Source organism: Streptomyces sp. AcH 505 (assembly GCF_000818175.1).
Taxonomy (GTDB): domain Bacteria; phylum Actinomycetota; class Actinomycetes; order Streptomycetales; family Streptomycetaceae; genus Streptomyces.
The window spans coordinates 2,177,900-2,196,488 of record NZ_JTIY01000001.1 but is presented as its reverse complement, the minus strand read 5'-3'; the positions used below and the strand labels follow the sequence as shown (position 1 = coordinate 2,196,488).

Genomic DNA, 18,589 nt, shown 5'->3' with positions numbered 1-18,589 from the left:
GGCCGCCGCTGGCTCCATGTCTCCGCCACCGCCCGCGACCGCCCCCGCCCACTCGCGCCGCAAAAGCCCGAGAAGCGGGCAGTCAGACCTGTGAAGAACCCGACAGCCGTCCTCCGGCGAGCACGGCCAGCAGGGGCGGGGTGCATGCCAAGTCCGCACCGTTCACCGCGGATTGCCGTTCAACCAGCCGTGACCTGGGCAGCCGACCTACCACTTATTCGTCAGACGAGGCCGGCGGCAGCGCTCGGGCGGCAATGGGGCCGAGGCCGTGACGGATTGGCGAAACGTGGCTGGGGCCGGTGGGTGGTTGCTGGAGACACACGTGGCGGGTGCTCGGTCGGCGCACCCGCCGTCGTGGCTGACTTTCTGTGGCTGAGGGCGCCAACGGCACCGGTCAGCTGACCAGGGAAGGCGGCGCGATCGTTCGTGCGCGGTCGTAGAGGTCCCGCGCAGTGGCGTTCTTCAGATGCGGCCGGAGAAGGCCGAACATGGTTCTGACCCGGTCGTCGGCTCGGCCGGACTGCACCATGGGGTAGTCGTCGAGCGCCTGATGCCAGGTATCGCAGGCCGCTTCCAGGTGGCCGACCTCCAGCTGCCGTTCGGCCAGCATGGCGCGGTGTCGGACGCGGGCACGGCGATAGACGCTGTAGCGCACCTTGTCGGACTGCTGCATGGCTTCGATGGCGCCGGAGACGTCGCCGAGTTCGTAACGAACCTGGCTGATGTGGTAGTTGAGTGACGCAGGGTCGTATGAGCCGAACGCCTTGCCGCGCGATTCGGCACGGTCCATGGCGGTCTCGGCCTCCCGGATGTACCGCAGCGCCCGAGTCCTGTCGCCGGTCTGCGCGGCGGCGTGTGCTTGCTGGCCGGCGAGGAATGCCAGCATGCGAGGTCCTGCTTTGGGGGAGGCGGCTGCTGCGGCGTCTGCCAGTTCCATGGCCTTGCCCCCGTGGCGGAGGTCGATGGCCTGGACGCTCATGCCGCGCAGAGTGGTGCAGTACGTCAGGTGGTCCTCGGCGGTGCCCGCCAGTTCCAATGCTTTGACGTAGTAGCGCTGCGCGAGGCCGTGCAGCCCCTCGTCCACGGCCATGTAACCGGTCAGGTACAGCAGGTCCGAAGCCGCGGACAGCATGGCCTTCCGTACGTCGTCGGGGGCGTCGGCGCGCAGATAGGACGCCACGGTGTTCACCATGAACGAGGCGGCCATGGGGCGTGCGTGGCGACCACCGAACTGGTCGTCGAGTTCCGAGACGCGCTCGGTCATGGCGATGACCATGTCCACTTCGTTCATGCCGATCCGGCGGGCGCGGCCGGACTGGACCGCTTCGGCACGGCCGATGACATCCGGCCACCCGGGAATCGTGATGGCGACGGAGAAAAGGCCGGCCCCCAGGACGCTGCGGCGCGATGGGTCCATGTCTTGCCTCCCGAGGTCGATCAGCTCCTCCACGGTATCCGCGGCTGTCGGGGAGTGATCGCGGGGAACGGGCAGACCGACCTCAGCGTGCGTTACGGGCCGCCCCAGACGCCGAGAGAGGGCTTCCAGGACGCACACCCGCACGGCCCCGCGAGGCACGGTGCCGCCCAGCCAATGGCTCACAGCCGACTCGTCGTATCGCAGGGGCGTGCCCATCTCGGTTCCCACACGGTTCACCGCCCGAGCGAACTGGCGGTAAGTCCAGCGGCTCTCGGTGAGCAGGCGCCCGAGCGCCCCGTTCGGTTCACGCTTGGCCATGTCCTCAACTCCCCGTGCCTTTGCGAACTTTCAAGGCTTTCAAGTCCCGGCGTTGCTGTAACGGTACCGCTGTGCGTGGTCACACGGTTGCGTAGAGGCAGTAGGGGACGGCGAGACCTCGCCGCAGCCATCGTCTGAGGGACTGAGTGATGAAGAGCGAAGCGCGGGCCCGACTGGCCCAGTTGATCGAAGAGCCTGGAGTGGACGGGGTGCTGAGCATCGGCACCTACGAGGGTGCGGACCCGCCGCCGGGCTCGAACCTGTTCCCGCAGCACAGCCGTCCCGATCATCAGGACGCTGCGGCTGGGCTGAGCAGCGCAGTGCGCGAGGCGAACGAGCGCAGTCGCGGCGAGCGGCTGTGAGGCGGTTATCCGCAGTCGTCGGCCGTCACGCCGGAGCGTTGCTGATCATCACCGTCTCCGTATCGATCGGCTTCGTCCTGGGCGTGACATCTGCCTCCACCCCCACCTGACTCCTCCCCCGCCACAGATCAGTTCCACGTGTGGCGGGGGAGAGCCCACTGCCGGAAGGGGTGGGCACCCGTCCGGCCGCCTTCTTCGTAAGGGCCGGCAGCCGGACGGGCTCAACTCCGCAGCATCAGCCGCGGGGTCCGTTTCAACCGTAAGAGGAGAACACGATGAACGTGGACGAACTGTTCACCGGGGACCTGATCACCGGTGTCCCGGCCGTCGAGGCCACGCTGCTCGACAAGATGCCCGGCGGTGGCGACAACAACGGCGACCACTGCTCCAAGTAGTCCAGGGCTGACGCCAGGCGGGGCGGGGCCGTTCGCGGCCCCGCCCCGCCGCATGACTTCGGAAAGGGACGACATGCTGTCGATGCATCTGCGCCTGGCCGATCTCCAGGAGTCCCGATGGAGGCCGGAAGGAGGCCGTTGGGTCAACGGCGAGAGCTGGATCGAGCCCGCGAACGTGTCCACGCTGGTCATGGAGGTACGCGACGACCAGGCGCCATGTGTGCGGATGAGGGTGAAGGAATGCAAGAGGGGCGAGGCCGACTTCGTCGAGGTCGTCATGACGACCGGCGAAGCCCGACTCACAGCGGGCGCATTTGGTACAGCCCCGCTGTACCTGCTGGAGAAGGCCGGCGAACTGCACGCATCATGGGACGTGGCAGCACTGGGGCCGTACCTGTCGGCTGACCGCCTGGCGCCGCGTGTCGTGGCGCGGACGCTGACCAGGCAGCATCGCTACACGTCCGAGACGTTGTTCGAGGGTGTCCACCGCCTGACTGAGCGGGCGTCGGCCACGTTCACCGCTGCCGGACTCGGCATCCGCTACCCGGAACCTGCCGAACACGTCCTGGAGCCCCGCGCGCTGCGGCCCGGTGTCGATCCACTCGCCATGCTCGACGAGTTGCTGGCCGACGTGATCCGCGAAGCGCCGAGTGCTACAGGGTGTGTGGGCGTCGAACTGTCGGGTGGCGCCGACTCCGGGAACGTCGCCCTAGCCGTGAAGGCGGCGCGCATTCCGCAGGTGCACAGCTTCGGCTTACTGGTCGGGGGAAGCATCGGCAGACAGCAGAGCGAGCGTCGCCGAGCGTACGCCGAACATTGCGGCTTCCGAGACGTGGCCACTCCCGCCTTGCGGTACCCGCCGTTCTGCCCCGGCGGCGTACGTGCTCTGCGTCGCCCGCATGATCCGGCGGGGGCGTTCTACCAGGAAGCCTTCGACGTCGTACGCGAGCAGGCAGCCACCCGACGGTGCGAGGTCATGTTCACCGGCAGCGGAGGGGACGAGGTCAACGCCCACCATTCAAGGACGGCCGCGGAACTGCCGATGCCGGAACCCGTTCCGTGGCTCGGTCCAAAGGCGGTCGGTGCCCTGCGCGAGGTGAACGAGCACCTGGCGCCCATTCCCGTCCTGCCCGTGCCGACCCTGATGGCGTTCGGCATGCACAACCCCGGCTTCTTGCGAGCTGGCGTCTGGCCAGTGAGCCCGCTCGTACACCCGCGGATCGTGCGCTTCATGGAGCAGCTGCCGCACGAGTACAAGCGAGGCAAGGCGCTGTTCCGGGAGCGGATCAGGCGGGCGGGACTACCGAAGTCGGTGGCGTCGCCGGCCGAACCGGAGAACTTCCTGGCCGTCCTGGAGAAGGGGCTGCGCTCCTACGGCTTGCCCGTACTGGACGACATGCTCGCGGAATCCGTCCTGGTCGATCTCGGCTACGTTGACGGCAAGGCACTCGCTCAGGCCCGCAAGGACGCAGATGCCGCTTTGGCCGTCCCTGATCTGCTGTGCGATGTCCTCGCCCTTGAGGTCGGACTGCGGAGCCTCATGTGACCAGCCACGACACGGAAGCGGAACCAGTGGAAGCGACGAACCTCCTCTACCGGGACCCGGCCCTGTACGACTTGATCCAGTCCGACAGCACCGGCGCCGGGATGTGTCAGACCGTGATCGAGACGTACCTGCCGGACGCCCGGACGCTGCTCGACTTCGGATGCGGCACCGGCAGAGATCTGGAGATCCTGGCCAAGCGCTTCGAGTGCACCGGCCTGGACCTCCAGCCCGGCATGGTCGACTACGCCCGCCAGGCCCGGCCGGAGCTGGACATCCGCATCGGAGACATGCGCACCGCGCGACTCCGGCAGCGCATGGACGTCGTGACCTGCATGGGCAACAGCCTCGCCTATGTCCACGACAACAACGAGATCACCCAGGTCTTCGCCACGTTCGCGGCCCACGCCCAGAAGGGCAGCCTGCTCATCCTGTGCTCCCCCGTCGCACCCATCACGAGTACCGAACCGATGACCGCCACGGTCGATACCCCGAGCGGCCCGGCGACCGTCACGATCCGCCACGAGTGGGACCTGCGGATCCAGATCAACACCATGCGTCGGCACTGGGCACTCCCCTCAGGGGACGAAGCCCAGGACGAGATCCGCAGACGCGTCCTCTTCCCGCGCGAGCTCGAACAGTACGCGGAGGGCGTCGGCTTCGAGATCCTGGACATGATTGACAGCTCCGGAGGCACCCTCACCGGTCCGACCGCGTACACGGTGGCCCGGTACACCTGACACCCAGGTGCTGGTGGCACGATCGACGTTCATCCCGCACATGTACGGCCTCCTGATGAGAGAAGGCCCCACGCCCCGCGCGAGGAGTGTGAGTCTGTGAGCATGGACCTAGAAGATCTGCTGCGCGCCATGGACCGTACAGCGGCCAACCTGAGAAAAATGGACAGGGTGTGGGAGCGCGCAAAGCCGTTCATCCCGTCCGGCCCGCAACGCGGCTCAGATGTTCAGTACGACGCCCTTCGGGCGGCCTGGGCGGATCTGCTCCCCGGTCTCCCGCGAATCGACGGCTGGACCATCACTGAGCCGCTCCCGGACATCGACGAAATGGGCCAAGCCTTCATCGACTACCTCGACATCGGCGAGCACCCCACTGCGGTACATGCTGCCGGGGAAAAACCTGGAGCGGATCTTGCCGCCTACCGATACCGCCTGGACCGGGCTCGCCGACGTGCCGCACGGAGTCGACTTGAGCAACTCGTCGCCACGGTCGACGCAGCGCTCCCCCTCGCTTTGGGAGACACAGTACGAGACGCCGTTGGACGCCTGGAAAACGAACAGACCGGAGAGGTCGAGACTGCGATCGGGGAAATCGCAAGGCTCCTGGGCGAAGACGCCGAAAGCATTGATCGTTGGTGGGATCTGCAGCGGCACATGCGCTTTAGCCAGGGCCACGACTGGCACGACATCGTGGAATTCGACTGGCCAGCCGTGCGCGCCGGCATCGAAGCCAAGTCTCTCGGCGACAGCGATCCGCTACCGGTCCCGGACATCGACCTCGGGCAGGCGGCCTCGGGCAACCTCACAGGGGCGGCCACCCTGGCACTTCCCTGGGAGTTGCTGAACGACGATGGGTTCGAACGGCTCCTCTACGACCTACTTCGTGGCATCCCGGAGCACCAGAACGTCGAGTGGCTGATGCAAACCCGCGCCCCTGACCGAGGCCGTGACCTCTCCATGGACCGAGTTCTTCGAGACGGTACCGGCGGTGTCCGCACCGAGCGCGTAATCGTTCAGGCCAAACACTGGCGCAGCCGTTCGGTCAACGCGGCCGCCGTTAGCGAGACGGCAACGGCAGGAAAGCTATGGGGACCCCCGCTCGTGCGAGGGATTGTCATCGCTACGAGCGGCAGATTCACTGCTGATGCGGTGTCCTGGGCGGAGCGGCATAACTCGGAGGGCCACGCGCCCTACATCGAACTCTGGCCTGACAGCAGGCTGGAAACCCTCCTCGCGCAGCGACCACACATCGCGGCTGCCCACGGCCTCAAATAGGTGCGCGGCGCGCTGACCGCAACGACGGCACCCAGCAGCGCTTGATCGCTAACGTGGACGATCAGCTCAGGAGGCAGCTGGGCGCTCCGGCAAGGTCAGGTGTCCGGGCCCGAGTAGGTAGCAGGGGAGGGGCTGAGCCGACCCAATGGACCAGGTGTGGACCGCCGGTGGCGGCGTCGGGCCTGGACCGTACGGAACGACCAGGTCAGCCACGTACTCAGGCTTCCCCGCAGCACTCTCTTGAAAACCGTCGTGGCAGCGATGTCACCGTGGGTTCAAATCCCACACCCACCGCACGTGAACGGCCCCTGACCGGGTGACTCGGTCGGGGGCCGTTCTTATGTGGCGGTGAGGGTCAGCCTGTTTGGGCTACTTCCCACTCCGAGCCGCCCAGGGGGTAGTCGTACCTCGGGCGGCCCGTCGAGGCGCTGGTGCGGAAGGGTTTGCCGTTGTCGTTCACCAGGAGCTTGCCCGTGCGGGGGCCGCTGGACCATTCCAGTTCCAGGTACCAGCTGACGTCGCGGGTCTTCGAGCCGGCGGAGATGTAGAAGACCTCGGGGTCCGACTCGCTGACCTTGTACGGGAAGTCCCGCTGGCCCGCCTTCGGTACGGAGCTGGGGCGGCCGGCGTCCAGGTTGACCGCGAAGGACTTGGTGGAGACGCCCCCGCCGCAGCCGACGCCCATCGCGTAGTCCGTCCAGGGGAGGGGGGCGTCGCTTTTCACGATGTGCACGTTCAGGGCTGTCAGTACGACGGTGTCGCTGCCCGTGCCTTGCACCGTCAGCTCGATGAACTGGTTGTCGCTCGCGACGCCGCCGAGTGCGCCGACCCAGCCAGGTGCGTCCTGTTCGGTGGGCGGCGGCGGGACCTGGGTCGGCGGGCTGTCGATCAGGTAGTGCTGACTGCACGGGTCCTCGAAGGCGTACGGACGGGTGGATACCGCCACCGGGACCGCGTTGCCCGCCTGGTGGGAGGCCGGCGGGTTCGGCTTCTCTTCCGTGGGGTGCGAGACGGAGGCGGAGGGCGGGGCGGGGGACGACGGTTTCTTGGAGCTGCGGTGCGACGGGGAGGGGGAGGACGTGGTGTTGTCCCCCGGCTTTTGGTCCGGGCTCTCCGACACGGTCGTGGCCGCTGACCGGTCTTTGGTGCCGGTGGTCGCCCCCATGCCGTACGCGACGGCCGGGACAGCGACCGCCACGACCGCCACCGCGGCGAGGGTCAGGCGGAGGCGCTGGCGTTTGGTACGGGGCTCCGTCCCGCCGTGCGGGTGGGTGTCGGTGACGGGGGTCGGCGTGGCCGGTTCTGGTGCTGGGGTCGCTACCGGGGCCTCGGGCTTGGTGGGCTCAGGTGCCGCCGGAGCTTCCGGGGCGGGCGTCGCCGAGCGGGCTCGGCGTCTCGCCTCGTCGGCCATGATCCACCGGCGGTGCAGCTCGACCATTTCCTCGGCGCTCGCCCCGCAGAGCCGGGCGAGCCGCTCGACCGACGCGTAGTCGGTCGGCACGGCGTCCCCGTTGCAGTAGCGGTGCAGCGTGGACGTACTCACATGGAGCTTGGCCGCGAGGACGCCGTAGCTGCGTCCTGAGCGGTCCTTCAACTCCCTGAGCAGTTCAGCGAAGGCCTCGGCCTCGGTCGTCGCCACCCGTTGTTCCTCCTCGTCGTCCCTGCGGGACCGTCCCAGGAACGCGTTCCAGGGAGACCACATATCACCAGGTCAGATGGTGCGTGAGCGTTCCAGCATCCCCCATTGTCCGCTGCCGGTTGCGGGCGCTTCCGGCCGCCCCGCAAGGTGAGTGCAGCACCAACCGAACGGGGAGCCGTCATCAGAATCCGACTCCGTATCAGTCTGGTCGACTGGTTGGCCGTCATCGTCCTGATCGTCTCCACGACGATCGTGATCACGATCGTCAACCGTCACTGACCACGTCGCAACCACCTCAAGATCCATCACCTCATCGAAACGGGGCTACATCCGCATGCGTACTATCCGTAACCGCAACGTCACCCTTGCCGCCACCGCGCTCGTCGCCTCCCTCGCACTCACCGCTTGCGGGTCGGGCGAATCCTCCGGCGCCGCGAAGGACACGGCGAAGGGTGCCACCGAGACCGCGGTGTCCGGGCACGAGTCGGCGGCAACCGACGCTCCCACCCAGGGGTCTGCGGGCTCCTCGGACTCGACGGGTTCCACGGACAGCAAGGAGCAGGCGCCCGCAGCTCAGGTCAGCAGCAAGGGCGTCAAGGGGAGCAGTGGGAGCAAGGGGAGTAAGGGGAGCAAGGGCGGCTCCAGCACCAAGTACGTCACCTGCACCGGTTCCAACACCAAGGTCAAGATCAGCCAGGTGAGCCGGCCCATCAACCACCTGCTCCTGACGGTCGTCAACACCGGCAGCACGAACTGCGACGCCTACTACGCCCCCTTCCTCCGCTTCGACCAGGCCCAGGCCGCGACGCAGATCATCGAGGACAGCCAGCCGCAGGCCGTCGTCACACTCGCCCCGGGGGAGGCGGCCTACGCCTCGATCTCCCTGAACGGTGACGGGAACCCGCAGCTCCCGGCGAAGAAGCTGACCGTGTCCTTCCCCGGCCGCGACAATCAGGGCTCGGTGGGCGCCGCCTCGGCCCCGATCACCCTCCCCGCGGGAACCCGCATCGCCGACGACACCTCTGTGACGTACTGGCAGTCGGACATGGCCGACGCCCTCACCTGGTGACGCACCTGCGCTCCGTCATCCTCGGGGCGTACACAGGCCAGGCCACTCCACGACGGAGTGGCCTGGCCTGTTCGCGGGTCGGACTACGGGCAGGACTCCTCGGTCTTCACTGCCCCGAAGTCCACCCTGGTGTCCGTCGGCCGGTCTCCCGCGGTGGGCGTCTGCGAACAGACCGTCCAGTTGCGGTCCAGGATCTGCATGCGGCCGGATCCCAGGGCGTCGTGCGAGGTGAGTACGTAGAACCCCGCCGCCTGTGCTTGGTCCTGGGCCGACTGCAGGTCCTGGCCGGTGAGATCCGGGAGGGCGGCGGAGTCCCCCGCGGCGTCCGCGCCGTCCGGTGCGGCACCGTCGTCCGATGCGGCGGGGTCGTCCGGTGCGGCACCGTCGTCCGGTGTGTCGGGGTCGGCCGATGTCGCGACAGGCGCCGCGGGTTGGCCGGCGGTCGGCTCCTGCGGCGGCGGCGTCGAAGCCGTATCGGGTGACCCCGCCGTACAGGCCGTGAGCGCGAGGAGTGCGACAGCGGCTACGCCTGCTGTGGTGATGCGGATGTGCATGGTCCCCCCAAGGACGTCGCGGATCAGGGCGCCCAGCATGGGGGTTGAGGGACGGACATATGCGGAAAGGGCGAAGGACCACCCGATAGTGAGGAGGAGGTCGAACGCGGGCGTCACGCGCCGGCGGTCTCCTTCGCCAGGCGGCGGGCCTGTAGTGCGCGGATCACGCTGTGGACGCGTACCGCGGTGAAGGCGAGGACCACGAGGCCGAGGACGGCGAAGACCGGCTTTCCGTCGGTGGCGGCCAGGTAGAAGAGGAAGCCGCTGAAGGGGACGCCGAGCACGATGAACAGGGGCTCGCGGACCCAGAACGGGAGGAAGTTGAGCAGCAGTCCGAGCATGGCCGCACTTCATCAGGTCCAGGCAGATATGCGCTGTGACGGAGGCCATAGTTCCGCCATCCTTGAGGGCAACGTCAGTTCACGGTGAGGGAGTTCGGCGCGATGGATCTGGTGACTCTGCTGTCCGCCGGGGTGGCCGTGGTCAGCGCTTCCGTGGCCGCCGTGCTGGGCTACTGGCAGCAGCGGCGGTTGCGGACCATGGAGCAGCGCAATCTCATGGACCAGTATGGCGCCTCGCTCGCGTGGGCGGCCTTCGACCTGCAGAGCAGGCTGTTCAACATTCTGCGCGGGCATGTGCTCGACCGAACACCCGGAGCAGGGGCGGGGTTTCTGAGTTCGTTCCTGTCCCGTGGCACCCCGGAGGAGGGCGAGTACGTACGGCGGAGCACGGTGTTCGTCCTCGCCGAGTACCTCGGCTGGGTGGAGATGCTCCGGCGCGACGTGCAGTTCCTCGATCTCGGCCGGTCCCGGGTCAATCGGGACGTCATGGTCAAGATCTCCGAGATCGGGTCGGCGCTCAGCCAGATCTCGGCGGACGGCAACGAGTTGCGTCTCTTCCGTACGCATCAGCGCGCGATCGGTGAGCTGATGATCCATGCGGGCGGGGAGCCCGGCCGGCGGCGGTGTCTGGGGTACGTGGAGTTCTGCGCGCGGTTGGACGCGGACGAGGAGTTCCGTGAGTGGTTCCGGCAGCCGCTCGACGACGTCGACCGGCTCGCGGACGACGCCGGGCCGTCGTTCGCCCGCATCGAGGGCATTCAGCAGCAACTGATCGCTCTCGTCGAGGTGTTGGATCCGAAGGCGGTGCGGTTTCCGCAGTTCCGCCAGGCGTTCGACCGGGACCGGCATCCCGGGCTGTTCTCGTCCTGATCGGGGTGAAGGGGCCTGTCCGGGAGGGAGTTGGCTGCCAGGTTTATCCGATTGACGTCCGGATTCTGTAACTGCGCCTCGGTGTGGGTGTGTTGTTCGTACTCTGAGCTTCCGCCGGGACCCGTGGGGGGTGCCCCGGCTCTAGGACGGGACGTTCATGCTCCAGATACGCACCATCGCCACCGCCGTCGCCGCGACGGCTCTCGCCGGGGCCGCGTTGCTGCCGACCCAGGCGCAGGCGGCTGCCGGGTCGGTCCACCTGACCAAGATCTACTACAACTCGCCGGGCTCGGACACGCGTTCCACCAAGAGCCTCAACGCCGAGTACGTGCAGATCAAGAACACCACGACGAAGTCCGTGAGCCTCAAGGGCTGGACGCTGGTGGACGCCTCGGCACACAAGTACACCTTCGGTACGTTCACGCTCGGTAAGGGCAAGACCGTCACCGTGCACACCGGCAAGGGCACCAACACGTCCGTGAGCCGCTACCAGGGGCGGGCCGCGTACGTCTGGAACAACGACAAGGACAAGGCGACGTTCAAGAAGGCGAACGGCACGGTCGTCGACACCTGCTCCTACAACTCGACAAAGGTCTCATCCAAGGTGTGCTGACCGCGACGACGGTGGGCAGACGACCAGCATGAGCAAAGGTCGAACGGCCGCGATCCCGCTGGGACTTCTGGCCGCCGTCGGGCTGCTGGCCGGCTGCGGGGACGGACACGGGGGCGTCCCCGGTGACGGGCGCGGCGGCGGGCAAGGGGCCGCCGCCTCCGCCGCCGCCATCCCGGCCGGCGGCCGGCTCGTCATCGAGACCGAGAACGGCGTACGGCTCAGGCCGACGGACGCCCACGACGTCTCCCTCGACGGGCACATCTCCGCCCACTGGTCGCACCACGACTCCACCAGCGTCCTCGATCTCGACTGCCCCGGGCAGGCGGACGGCGGCAATGGGGATGACGGCGACGACAACGGGGACGGGGACGGCGACGGTGCCGGGTGTACGCGTATGCCTACCGTCACCGTCCCCGACGGCACAGCCGTGACCGTCTCCGCGCGCAACGCGGGCATCGACGTCGGCGGGCTCACCGGCGATCTGCATCTGACCACCGTCAACGGTGACGTCACCGGCGTCGAGACCGGCAGTGCGCACGCCTCCGTCACGCTGACCACACGGAACGGGTCGATCAGGGTGACCGGTCTGCGCGCCGCGCACCTCGGTGCCGGGACCGTCAACGGCGATGTCGTCCTCGACTGCGCCGTCGCCCCGACCGACGTGAACGCCAGGACCACCAACGGCTCCGTCGACCTCACCGTCCCGCACGACGCGGCTCCGTACAACGTCGACGCGACGACCAACAACGGGCGGCCCCACATCACCGTCCCGACCGTCCCGCCGCCGCCCGCGTCCGCGAAGCGCACCCTCACTCTTCGTACGGTGAACGGCGACGTCACCGCGTCCCCCGGCCTCGGCCGCTAGCCCGGCCGGGCCCCTCCCGGTCGTGAGCCGGCACGGCCGCGACGACGGCTACCCGCCCGACGTCAGACGCGCCGCCGACGCGATCGTCTGTCGCGCCTCGTGTTCGCTCAGCCCCGTTCGAACAGCCGCCTCGACCAGGCTGTCCGCCAACTCCGCGCCGAAGCCGTGTTCGTACGCCCGGCACGCAGCCCAGAACAGCCGTGTGTTCCGCTGCCCCGCGTGCGCCGCGAGGACGAACTGCACCAGGCCGTAACCCTGTTGGGGCGGTGGTACGGGGGCGCCGGCGCGTACGTCGTCACCGTGGTGCGCCCTCACCGGCGGCGTGAGCAGGCGCAGCAGCGCGCGCGGGCAGGGTGCCGGCGCCAGGTCCTCCGTACCGGAGGCCAGCCGGTAGGCGCCGCGTGCGCTGACCGAGCCGGGACCGACCAGGTAGCCGCCCGCGCCGCGCACGTCGATGCCGGGGGCCAGCCGGCCCGCCGAGTTGGGCACGACCACGTTCGGCGGCCCCTTCAGCCAGATGTGCCGGCCACCGCTCGGGGTGAGAACGGTGACGGTCTCCGGCAGCGTGAACAGGTGCTGCAGCGCGATCTGTTGGAGCGCAGCCACCGAGTCGGGGGTGGTGTGCGAGCTCCGGTCCTCGTCCGTGATGTCGAGATCGATGCCGATGAGGTGGTGCGGGGGCCGGCCGCAGGCGATGCCGTAGCCGGTGGCCCAGGGCGCGGCGGCGAAGAGCGCGCGCACGCCGTCCGGGTCGGTGGTCGCGTCGTGCACGCCGTGGCCCGGCAGGCCGCACTCGCCGTGGCACAGGACGGGCTCGGGCTCGCCGCGGTGGGGTGAGCGCAGAGCCGGGAGCTTGGTGGGGGACAAGGGGATGACGGGGAGACCGCGCTCGGCGGCGGACAGCGCGTGAGCGAGGGCCAGGGTGGCGGAGTGCCGGACGGTGGTGGCCATAGCTCTATGTTCGTACACTCGTTCGAATAAGGGAAGAGGGATCCGCTCCCGGAGGGTCTCGACGGGCTCCGAAGGGCCCCTACGGGCCGCTCAGGGGCGGCCGGAAAGAGGTTGGCCGGAAATCTGCCGGAACGCTTCCTCCCTTGCGGCGCCCGGGCGGCCGTCGCGTTTCACCCGTTCACGAACACGCGCGGCGGTTTTGTCGGGGCAACGGGGGTTTATCGACATGTCATCACGCTTGCGGGGGAATTGGGGCCTGAGGGGTGGTTCGAGAGGGATTCGGTGGGCAATTCTGAGGTCGCGACGTCGAGCCAACGTCCGGGGCGGTCGGCCAACTTCCCTGGAAAAAGCCGTACTTCTCGTTCTTCTCGTTCCTGGAGGAAAAGACATGGCAAGCATCCGTACCGCCCGCGTCATCGCCACAGTCGCCGCGCTGCCCCTCGCCGCCGCCCTGTTCACCGGGGTTGCCACTGCCGACAACGGCGGAGCGGCCAGCAACGGCTCGAACGCGACGGTGGCGACGATCGTGGGCAGCGGTGTGGGTGGTAACAACTCCGGCAATTCGACCACCACACAGCAGGTGGCGTCCGGCGCCGGGGCCTCCAATCAGAACAACACCGCGAGCGTGGCGGGCTCCGCCTTCACCGCGATCAAGCAGTCGAACACCGCCGTGAACTTCACCAATCTCTGGTGACAGCCGGTCCGATACCCAGGGGGGCCGGGGGGCCGAAGGGTGAGCTGGGAGTGAATGAAGGTCTGCGCGACGGTGCCGAGGCGCCGTCGCGCAGACCTCTTCGTGCGTGTCGTCCGTACGTCCGTGCCGTCCGTACGGCGAGCGCGGTACGTTACGTGGCGGCCCACCCGCGCTCGGCCCCGCGACGCCCCCGTACCGCTGCCGCCTCGGGGTCTACCCCGAGGCTCAGGACCACGTCACCTCCACCTTCAGGAGGTGGGGCAGGCCCCAGCCCTACACCCTAGGGCGGACATCGTTTCGGGACCTGGGGCCGATCCCCCGCGAGGCGCCCACTCCTAGCGTGGAGCCATGACCACGTCTGTCTGCACGACTTCCTCCGAAGCCGCCGGAGCGGGGGCTCGCACGGGGCACGTTCCGCGCCAGCGGAACCCCGTGCACGCGGCCCGTCCGCCCTACGCCTCCTTCTCCTCGTACGTCAGGGCCCGGGGGCCGGTCCTGCTGCGTACGGCGCGTTCGCTCACCGCCAATCCGAGCGACGCCGAAGACCTCCTCCAGACCGCGCTCACCAAGACGTATGTGGCGTGGGACCGGATCGAGGACCACCGCGCACTCGACGGGTATGTGCGCAGGGCCCTGCTCAACACCCGCACCTCGCAGTGGCGCAAGCGCAAGGTCGACGAGTTCGCCTGCGAGGAGCTGCCCGAACCGACCGGCGTGCCCGAGCCGGACCCCGCCGAGCGGCAGGTGCTGCACGACGCCATGTGGCGCGCGGTGCTGCGGCTGCCCGACCGGCAGCGGGCGATGGTGGTCCTGCGGTACTACGAGGATCTCAGCGAGGCCCAGACCGCCGAGGTGCTGGGCGTCTCGATCGGTACGGTCAAGAGCGCGGTGTCCCGCGCCCTCGGCAAGCTGCGCGAGGACCCGGAGCTGTCGCCGGTCCGGTAGCGGGCGGCCCGAGCGGCGGCGCATCGGGGAGCGCCGCACGGGGAGCGCCGCACGGGGAACGGCGCATCGGCGAGCGCGCCGCGGACTGGGCAGCGGCAGCGGCACCGGTAGCCGCCGGCTGGGCAGCGGCAGCGAATTGCGGTAGCGGTAGCGGTGACAGACGGCGTGACGCGGCCCATCTACTCCCGGGTAGTGACATACCAAGCGGTACGTGCGCAGAATCCTCGGAGGCATTGTCTGCCACGTAGCGCTATCGCCGACCGGGAGGACGCCGTGCTGAGCACCATGCAGGACGTACCGCTGACTGTGACCCGCATCCTGCGCCATGGGATGACCATCCATGGAAAGGCACAGGTCACCACCTGGACCGGGGAGAGTGAACCGCAGCGCCGCAGCTTCGCCGAGATCGGCGGGCGCGCGACGCGGCTCGCGAACGCGCTACGTGACGAACTCGGCGTCATGGACGACGAGCGGGTCGCGACCCTCATGTGGAACAACGCCGAGCACGTCGAGGCGTACTTCGCGGTCCCGTCCATGGGCGCGATCCTCCACACCCTCAATCTGCGGCTGCCCGCCGAGCAGCTGAGCTGGATCGTCAACCACGCGGCCGACCGCGTCATCATCGTCAACGGCACGGTCCTGCCGCTGCTCGCCCCGCTCCTCGACGACCTGCCGACCGTCGAGCACATCATCGTGTCGGGGGCAGGCGACCGTGCGGTCCTGGACGGCGCGGCCGCCGAGGTGCACGACTACGAGGAACTGCTCGCCCGCCACTCCGCCGCCTTCGAGAGCTTCGCCTGGCCCGAGCTGGACGAACGCCGGGCCGCGCTGATGTGTTACACCTCCGGCACCACCGGCGACCCCAAGGGCGTCGTCTTCTCGCACCGTTCGATCTATCTGCACTCGATGAACGTCAACCAGACCGAGTCGATGGGCCTGACGGACCGGGACACGACCCTGGTGGTCGTCCCCCAGTTCCATGTGAACGCCTGGGGCCTGCCGCACGCCACGTTCATGACCGGCATCAACATGCTGATGCCCGACCGCTTCCTCCAGCCCGCACCGCTCGCCGAGATGATCGAGCGCGAGCGGCCCAGCCACGCCGCCGCCGTCCCGACCATCTGGCAGGGGCTGCTCGCCGAGGTCACCGCGCACCCGCGCGACCTGAGTTCGATGACCCGGGTCACCATCGGCGGCTCGGCCTGCCCGCCGGCGCTGATGGAGGCGTACGACAAGCTCGGCGTACGGCTCTGCCACGCCTGGGGCATGACGGAGACCTCGCCGCTCGGTACGACGTCGAACCCGCCCGCGGGGCTCACCGAGGAGGAGGAGTGGCCGTACCGCATCACGCAGGGCCGCTTCCCCGCGAGCGTCGAGCCCCGGCTGGTGGGCCCCGGCGGCGACATCCTGCCGTGGGACAACGAGTCGGCGGGCGAGCTCGAAGTGCGCGGGCCGTGGGTCGCCCGCGCCTACTACGGCGGCGCGGGCGGCGAGGAGCTGGTGCCGGAGGAGAAGTTCAGCCCGGACGGCTGGCTGCGCACCGGCGACGTCGGTGTCATCAGCCCCGACGGTTATCTGACCCTCACCGACCGCGCGAAGGACGTCATCAAGTCCGGCGGCGAGTGGATCTCCAGCGTCGAGCTGGAGAACGCGATCATGGCCCATCCGGAGGTCGCGGAGGCCGCGGTCGTCGCCGTACCGGACGACAAGTGGGGCGAGCGGCCGCTGGCGACGGTCGTACTCAAGGAGGACGCGTCCGTCGACTACGCGGCGCTCAAGGCGTTCCTCGTCGGCAAGGTCGCGAAGTGGCAGGTGCCGGAGCGGTGGGTGCTGGTGGAGTCGGTGCCGAAGACGAGCGTCGGGAAGTTCGACAAGAAGGTGATCCGTAAGCAGTACGCGAACGGGGAGCTGGACGTGACGCGGTTGTAGGTTCGTAGCGTTCGAGGGGGGGCGGTGCTCTTCGGGGGCGCCGCCCTTCTCACTTCCCACGAGCATGCCGAGAGTACTTCGAGACCGGGAGAGCGCTCATATGTCCGACATCTGGAGCCTGTTCGGCGCCGCCACCACCGGCGCCCTGGTGACCCTGAAGCGCGACGGACGGCCGCAGCTGTCCAACGTCGGCCATCTCTGGGACGCGGACTCCCGCGTCCTGCTGATCTCGGTCACCGACGACCGCGCGAAGACCCGGAACCTGCGCCGCGACCCGCGGGCGAGCTACTACGTGACATCGCCGGACTTCGGCGCCTACGCCGTCGGCGAGGGCGTGGCCGAACTGGGCGCCGTCACGCGGCGGAGTGACGACGAGTCCGCCGACGCGCTCGTGGAGCACTACCGCGCGCTGCGCGGCGAGCACCCCGACTGGGCCGAGTTCCGTGAGGCGATGGTGAGCGAGCAACGGCTGCTCGTCCGGCTGCCGTTGACGCGTGCGTACGGCTGGGGCGGGGTCTGAGACCCTGCCGGCTGCTTCCCTGCCGGGCCAGCGCCCCCACGCCCCGAACGCCCCCGAACCGGCGCTCGGGGGCTAGTTCGTACCGATCTTCGCCAGCAACTCGACGATCCTCGACTGCACATCGACGCTCGTCGAGCGCTCGGCGAGGAACAGTACGGTCTCGCCCGAGGTGAGCCGGGGCAGTTCGGCGGGGTCGATGCCGGCCGAGGTGTAGACGACCAGCGGCGTACGGTTCAACTGGCCGTTCGAGCGCAGCCAGTCGATGATTCCGGCGCGCTGGCGGCGCACCTGCATCAGGTCCATGACCACGAGGTTCGGCCGCATCTGCGCGGCCAGCGCGACCGCCTCGTTGTCGTCCGCGGCCCGTGCGACCTGCATGCCGCGCCGCTCCAGCGTCGCCGTCAGCGCGATGGCGATCTCCTCGTGCTCCTCGATCAACAGCACGCGCGGCGGGTGCTGTTCGCTGTCACGCGGCGCGAGCGCCTTGAGCAGGACGGCGGGGTCGGCGCCGTACGCCGCCTCCCTGGTGGCCTGCCCGAGCCCGGCCGTGACCAGGACGGGGACCTCGGCGGCGACCGCCGCCTGGCGCAGCGACTGGAGCGCGGTGCGGGTGATGGGCCCGGTCAGCGGGTCGACGAAGAGGGCGGCGGGGAACGCGGCGATCTGTGCCGCCACCTCTTCGCGTGAGTGCACGACGACCGGGCGGTAGCCGCGGTCGCTGAGCGCCTGCGAGGTGGAGACGTCGGGGGCGGGCCAGACGAGCAGCCGGCGCGGGTTGTCGAGCGGCTCCGGGGGCAGTTCGTCGTCCACGGGCTGCGGCTGGGGCCGGTTGGCCACCTCGACGGCGCCACCGGGGCCGTCCAGCGGTTCGGGGCCCTCGGCGCCCTCGTCGGGGGCGCCTATGGCGTACGACCTGCCCTCGGGGCGGCCGCCCGCGAGCCGGGAGCCGTTGCCCTGCGCGGGCTGGTCGGGCGGCTGGGGGTGTGACCTGGCGTCCGGCTCGGCGGACTCGCCGTCGGCACGCGAACCGAGCTTGCGACGCCTGCCGGAACCGAGCGTTCCGGACTGGCCGGACTGGCCCTGGCCGCCGAGGGAGTGATCCTGCGCGGGGTGCTGGGCGGGGGCGTGTTGACCCTGGATCTGCTGCCCCTGGACGTGCTGGCCCTGGGTCTGGTGGCTCTGCCGGCTCGGGGCCTGCTGCTGTGCCTGTGCCTGTGCCTGCTGCGCCTGGGCCTGGGCCTGATGCAGGCTCTGGACCTGCTGGCCCTGCGTCTGATGCTGGCTCTGGGCCTGCGCCTGCTTCTTGGCGATCTGCTGCACGAAGGGGACGCCCTGGCCGAGCGTACGCACGCTGTACGCGCGCCCCTGCGCCGAGTCCGCCGCCGGTGCCTCTTCGGGCAGCGGCTGCGCGGGCGGCAGCGGCTGGTGCGCCGCACGGGGCGGATGCGGGGCCGACGAGTCGGCCGTCGGCGGGCCCACCGAGGACTGCGGGCCGGAGGTGTCCGGTCCGTTGTCGCCGTCACCGGGGTCGGGGTCCGGCCAGCCGGGCCGG

19 protein-coding genes are annotated in these 18,589 nt (G+C 69.3%); 13 read left to right on the top strand and 6 right to left on the bottom strand.

The genetic code is table 11. From position 1 onward, the window contains the following. Positions 1–394 precede the first annotated feature (394 nt). The gene (locus HY68_RS10175) at positions 395–1,735 is read right to left on the bottom strand and encodes a tetratricopeptide repeat protein (protein ID WP_241778526.1); all 1,341 of its coding nucleotides are present in this window, start codon (positions 1,733–1,735) and stop codon (positions 395–397) included. A gap of 149 nt (positions 1,736–1,884) precedes the next feature. On the opposite strand from HY68_RS10175, the gene HY68_RS10170 reads away from it, so the two are divergent. The 4 genes from HY68_RS10170 to HY68_RS10150 all read left to right on the top strand — a co-directional run bounded on the left by HY68_RS10170 (position 1,885) and on the right by HY68_RS10150 (position 6,047). Further along, complete coding sequence (locus HY68_RS10170) at positions 1,885–2,097, top strand: hypothetical protein (RefSeq protein ID WP_078863522.1); 213 nt, start codon at positions 1,885–1,887, stop codon at positions 2,095–2,097. A gap of 360 nt (positions 2,098–2,457) precedes the next feature. After that, a complete protein-coding gene (locus tag HY68_RS10160; protein WP_241778525.1) occupies positions 2,458–4,038 on the top strand; it encodes an asparagine synthase-related protein in 1,581 nt (526 codons plus the stop codon). A 26-nt stretch (positions 4,039–4,064) separates the two neighbouring features. Next, positions 4,065–4,775, top strand: coding sequence for a methyltransferase domain-containing protein (locus tag HY68_RS10155; RefSeq protein ID WP_041995599.1), 711 nt, complete (start codon positions 4,065–4,067; stop codon positions 4,773–4,775). Between the two features lie 102 nt (positions 4,776–4,877). After that, a complete protein-coding gene (locus tag HY68_RS10150; protein ID WP_206742978.1) occupies positions 4,878–6,047 on the top strand; it encodes a restriction endonuclease in 1,170 nt (389 codons plus the stop codon). A 355-nt stretch (positions 6,048–6,402) separates the two neighbouring features. Here the strand turns inward: HY68_RS10150 and HY68_RS10145 are convergent, their stop codons facing one another. Next, positions 6,403–7,749: a helix-turn-helix transcriptional regulator gene (locus HY68_RS10145; RefSeq protein ID WP_078863521.1), complete on the bottom strand. Its 1,347-nt coding sequence runs from the start codon at positions 7,747–7,749 to the stop codon at positions 6,403–6,405. Positions 7,750–7,833: 84 nt separating this feature from the next. On the opposite strand from HY68_RS10145, the gene HY68_RS46030 reads away from it, so the two are divergent. Together HY68_RS46030 and HY68_RS10140 are read left to right on the top strand one after the other, a co-directional pair. Continuing rightward, complete coding sequence (locus HY68_RS46030; RefSeq protein ID WP_277816756.1) at positions 7,834–7,965, top strand: hypothetical protein; 132 nt, start codon at positions 7,834–7,836, stop codon at positions 7,963–7,965. 55 nt (positions 7,966–8,020) lie between these two features. Then, positions 8,021–8,755 carry a DUF4232 domain-containing protein gene (locus tag HY68_RS10140; RefSeq protein WP_041987170.1) on the top strand — a complete coding sequence of 245 codons (735 nt, stop codon included), beginning with the start codon at positions 8,021–8,023 and terminating at the stop codon, positions 8,753–8,755. 83 nt (positions 8,756–8,838) lie between these two features. Here the strand turns inward: HY68_RS10140 and HY68_RS46190 are convergent, their stop codons facing one another. Together HY68_RS46190 and HY68_RS10130 are read right to left on the bottom strand one after the other, a co-directional pair. Beyond that, positions 8,839–9,426 (bottom strand): hypothetical protein, encoded by a 588-nt coding sequence (locus HY68_RS46190; RefSeq protein ID WP_078863520.1) that lies wholly within the window; start codon positions 9,424–9,426, stop codon positions 8,839–8,841. Then, positions 9,423–9,650 (bottom strand): hypothetical protein, encoded by a 228-nt coding sequence (locus HY68_RS10130; protein ID WP_041987166.1) that lies wholly within the window; start codon positions 9,648–9,650, stop codon positions 9,423–9,425. The genes HY68_RS46190 and HY68_RS10130 overlap by 4 nt, the downstream gene beginning before the upstream one ends. Positions 9,651–9,752: 102 nt before the next feature. Between HY68_RS10130 and HY68_RS10125 the strand changes: the two genes are divergently transcribed. The 3 genes from HY68_RS10125 to HY68_RS10115 all read left to right on the top strand — a co-directional run bounded on the left by HY68_RS10125 (position 9,753) and on the right by HY68_RS10115 (position 11,998). After that, positions 9,753–10,520, top strand: coding sequence for a hypothetical protein (locus tag HY68_RS10125; protein ID WP_041987163.1), 768 nt, complete (start codon positions 9,753–9,755; stop codon positions 10,518–10,520). Between the two features lie 157 nt (positions 10,521–10,677). Continuing rightward, positions 10,678–11,133, top strand: coding sequence for a lamin tail domain-containing protein (locus HY68_RS10120; RefSeq protein WP_041987159.1), 456 nt, complete (start codon positions 10,678–10,680; stop codon positions 11,131–11,133). A gap of 28 nt (positions 11,134–11,161) precedes the next feature. Beyond that, the gene (locus HY68_RS10115; RefSeq protein ID WP_041987156.1) at positions 11,162–11,998 is read left to right on the top strand and encodes a DUF4097 family beta strand repeat-containing protein; all 837 of its coding nucleotides are present in this window, start codon (positions 11,162–11,164) and stop codon (positions 11,996–11,998) included. A 48-nt stretch (positions 11,999–12,046) separates the two neighbouring features. Here the strand turns inward: HY68_RS10115 and HY68_RS10110 are convergent, their stop codons facing one another. Next, positions 12,047–12,949, bottom strand: coding sequence for a bifunctional DNA primase/polymerase (locus tag HY68_RS10110; protein WP_041987154.1), 903 nt, complete (start codon positions 12,947–12,949; stop codon positions 12,047–12,049). Positions 12,950–13,337: 388 nt separating this feature from the next. Between HY68_RS10110 and HY68_RS10105 the strand changes: the two genes are divergently transcribed. The 4 genes from HY68_RS10105 (at position 13,338) to HY68_RS10090 (ending at position 17,037) form a co-directional block, all read left to right on the top strand. Next, positions 13,338–13,643 carry a hypothetical protein gene (locus tag HY68_RS10105; protein WP_041987152.1) on the top strand — a complete coding sequence of 102 codons (306 nt, stop codon included), beginning with the start codon at positions 13,338–13,340 and terminating at the stop codon, positions 13,641–13,643. A gap of 348 nt (positions 13,644–13,991) precedes the next feature. After that, positions 13,992–14,588 carry a SigE family RNA polymerase sigma factor gene (locus HY68_RS10100; protein WP_041987150.1) on the top strand — a complete coding sequence of 199 codons (597 nt, stop codon included), beginning with the start codon at positions 13,992–13,994 and terminating at the stop codon, positions 14,586–14,588. A 273-nt stretch (positions 14,589–14,861) separates the two neighbouring features. Then, entirely contained in the window at positions 14,862–16,517 is a 1,656-nt protein-coding gene (locus HY68_RS10095) for a long-chain fatty acid--CoA ligase (protein ID WP_041987147.1), read from the top strand. Positions 16,518–16,617: 100 nt separating this feature from the next. Then, positions 16,618–17,037 carry a PPOX class F420-dependent oxidoreductase gene (locus HY68_RS10090; protein ID WP_041987143.1) on the top strand — a complete coding sequence of 140 codons (420 nt, stop codon included), beginning with the start codon at positions 16,618–16,620 and terminating at the stop codon, positions 17,035–17,037. Positions 17,038–17,109: 72 nt separating this feature from the next. Here the strand turns inward: HY68_RS10090 and HY68_RS10085 are convergent. After that, a partial coding sequence (locus HY68_RS10085; protein ID WP_241778524.1) for a response regulator occupies positions 17,110–18,589 on the bottom strand: 1,480 nt, incomplete at its 5' end.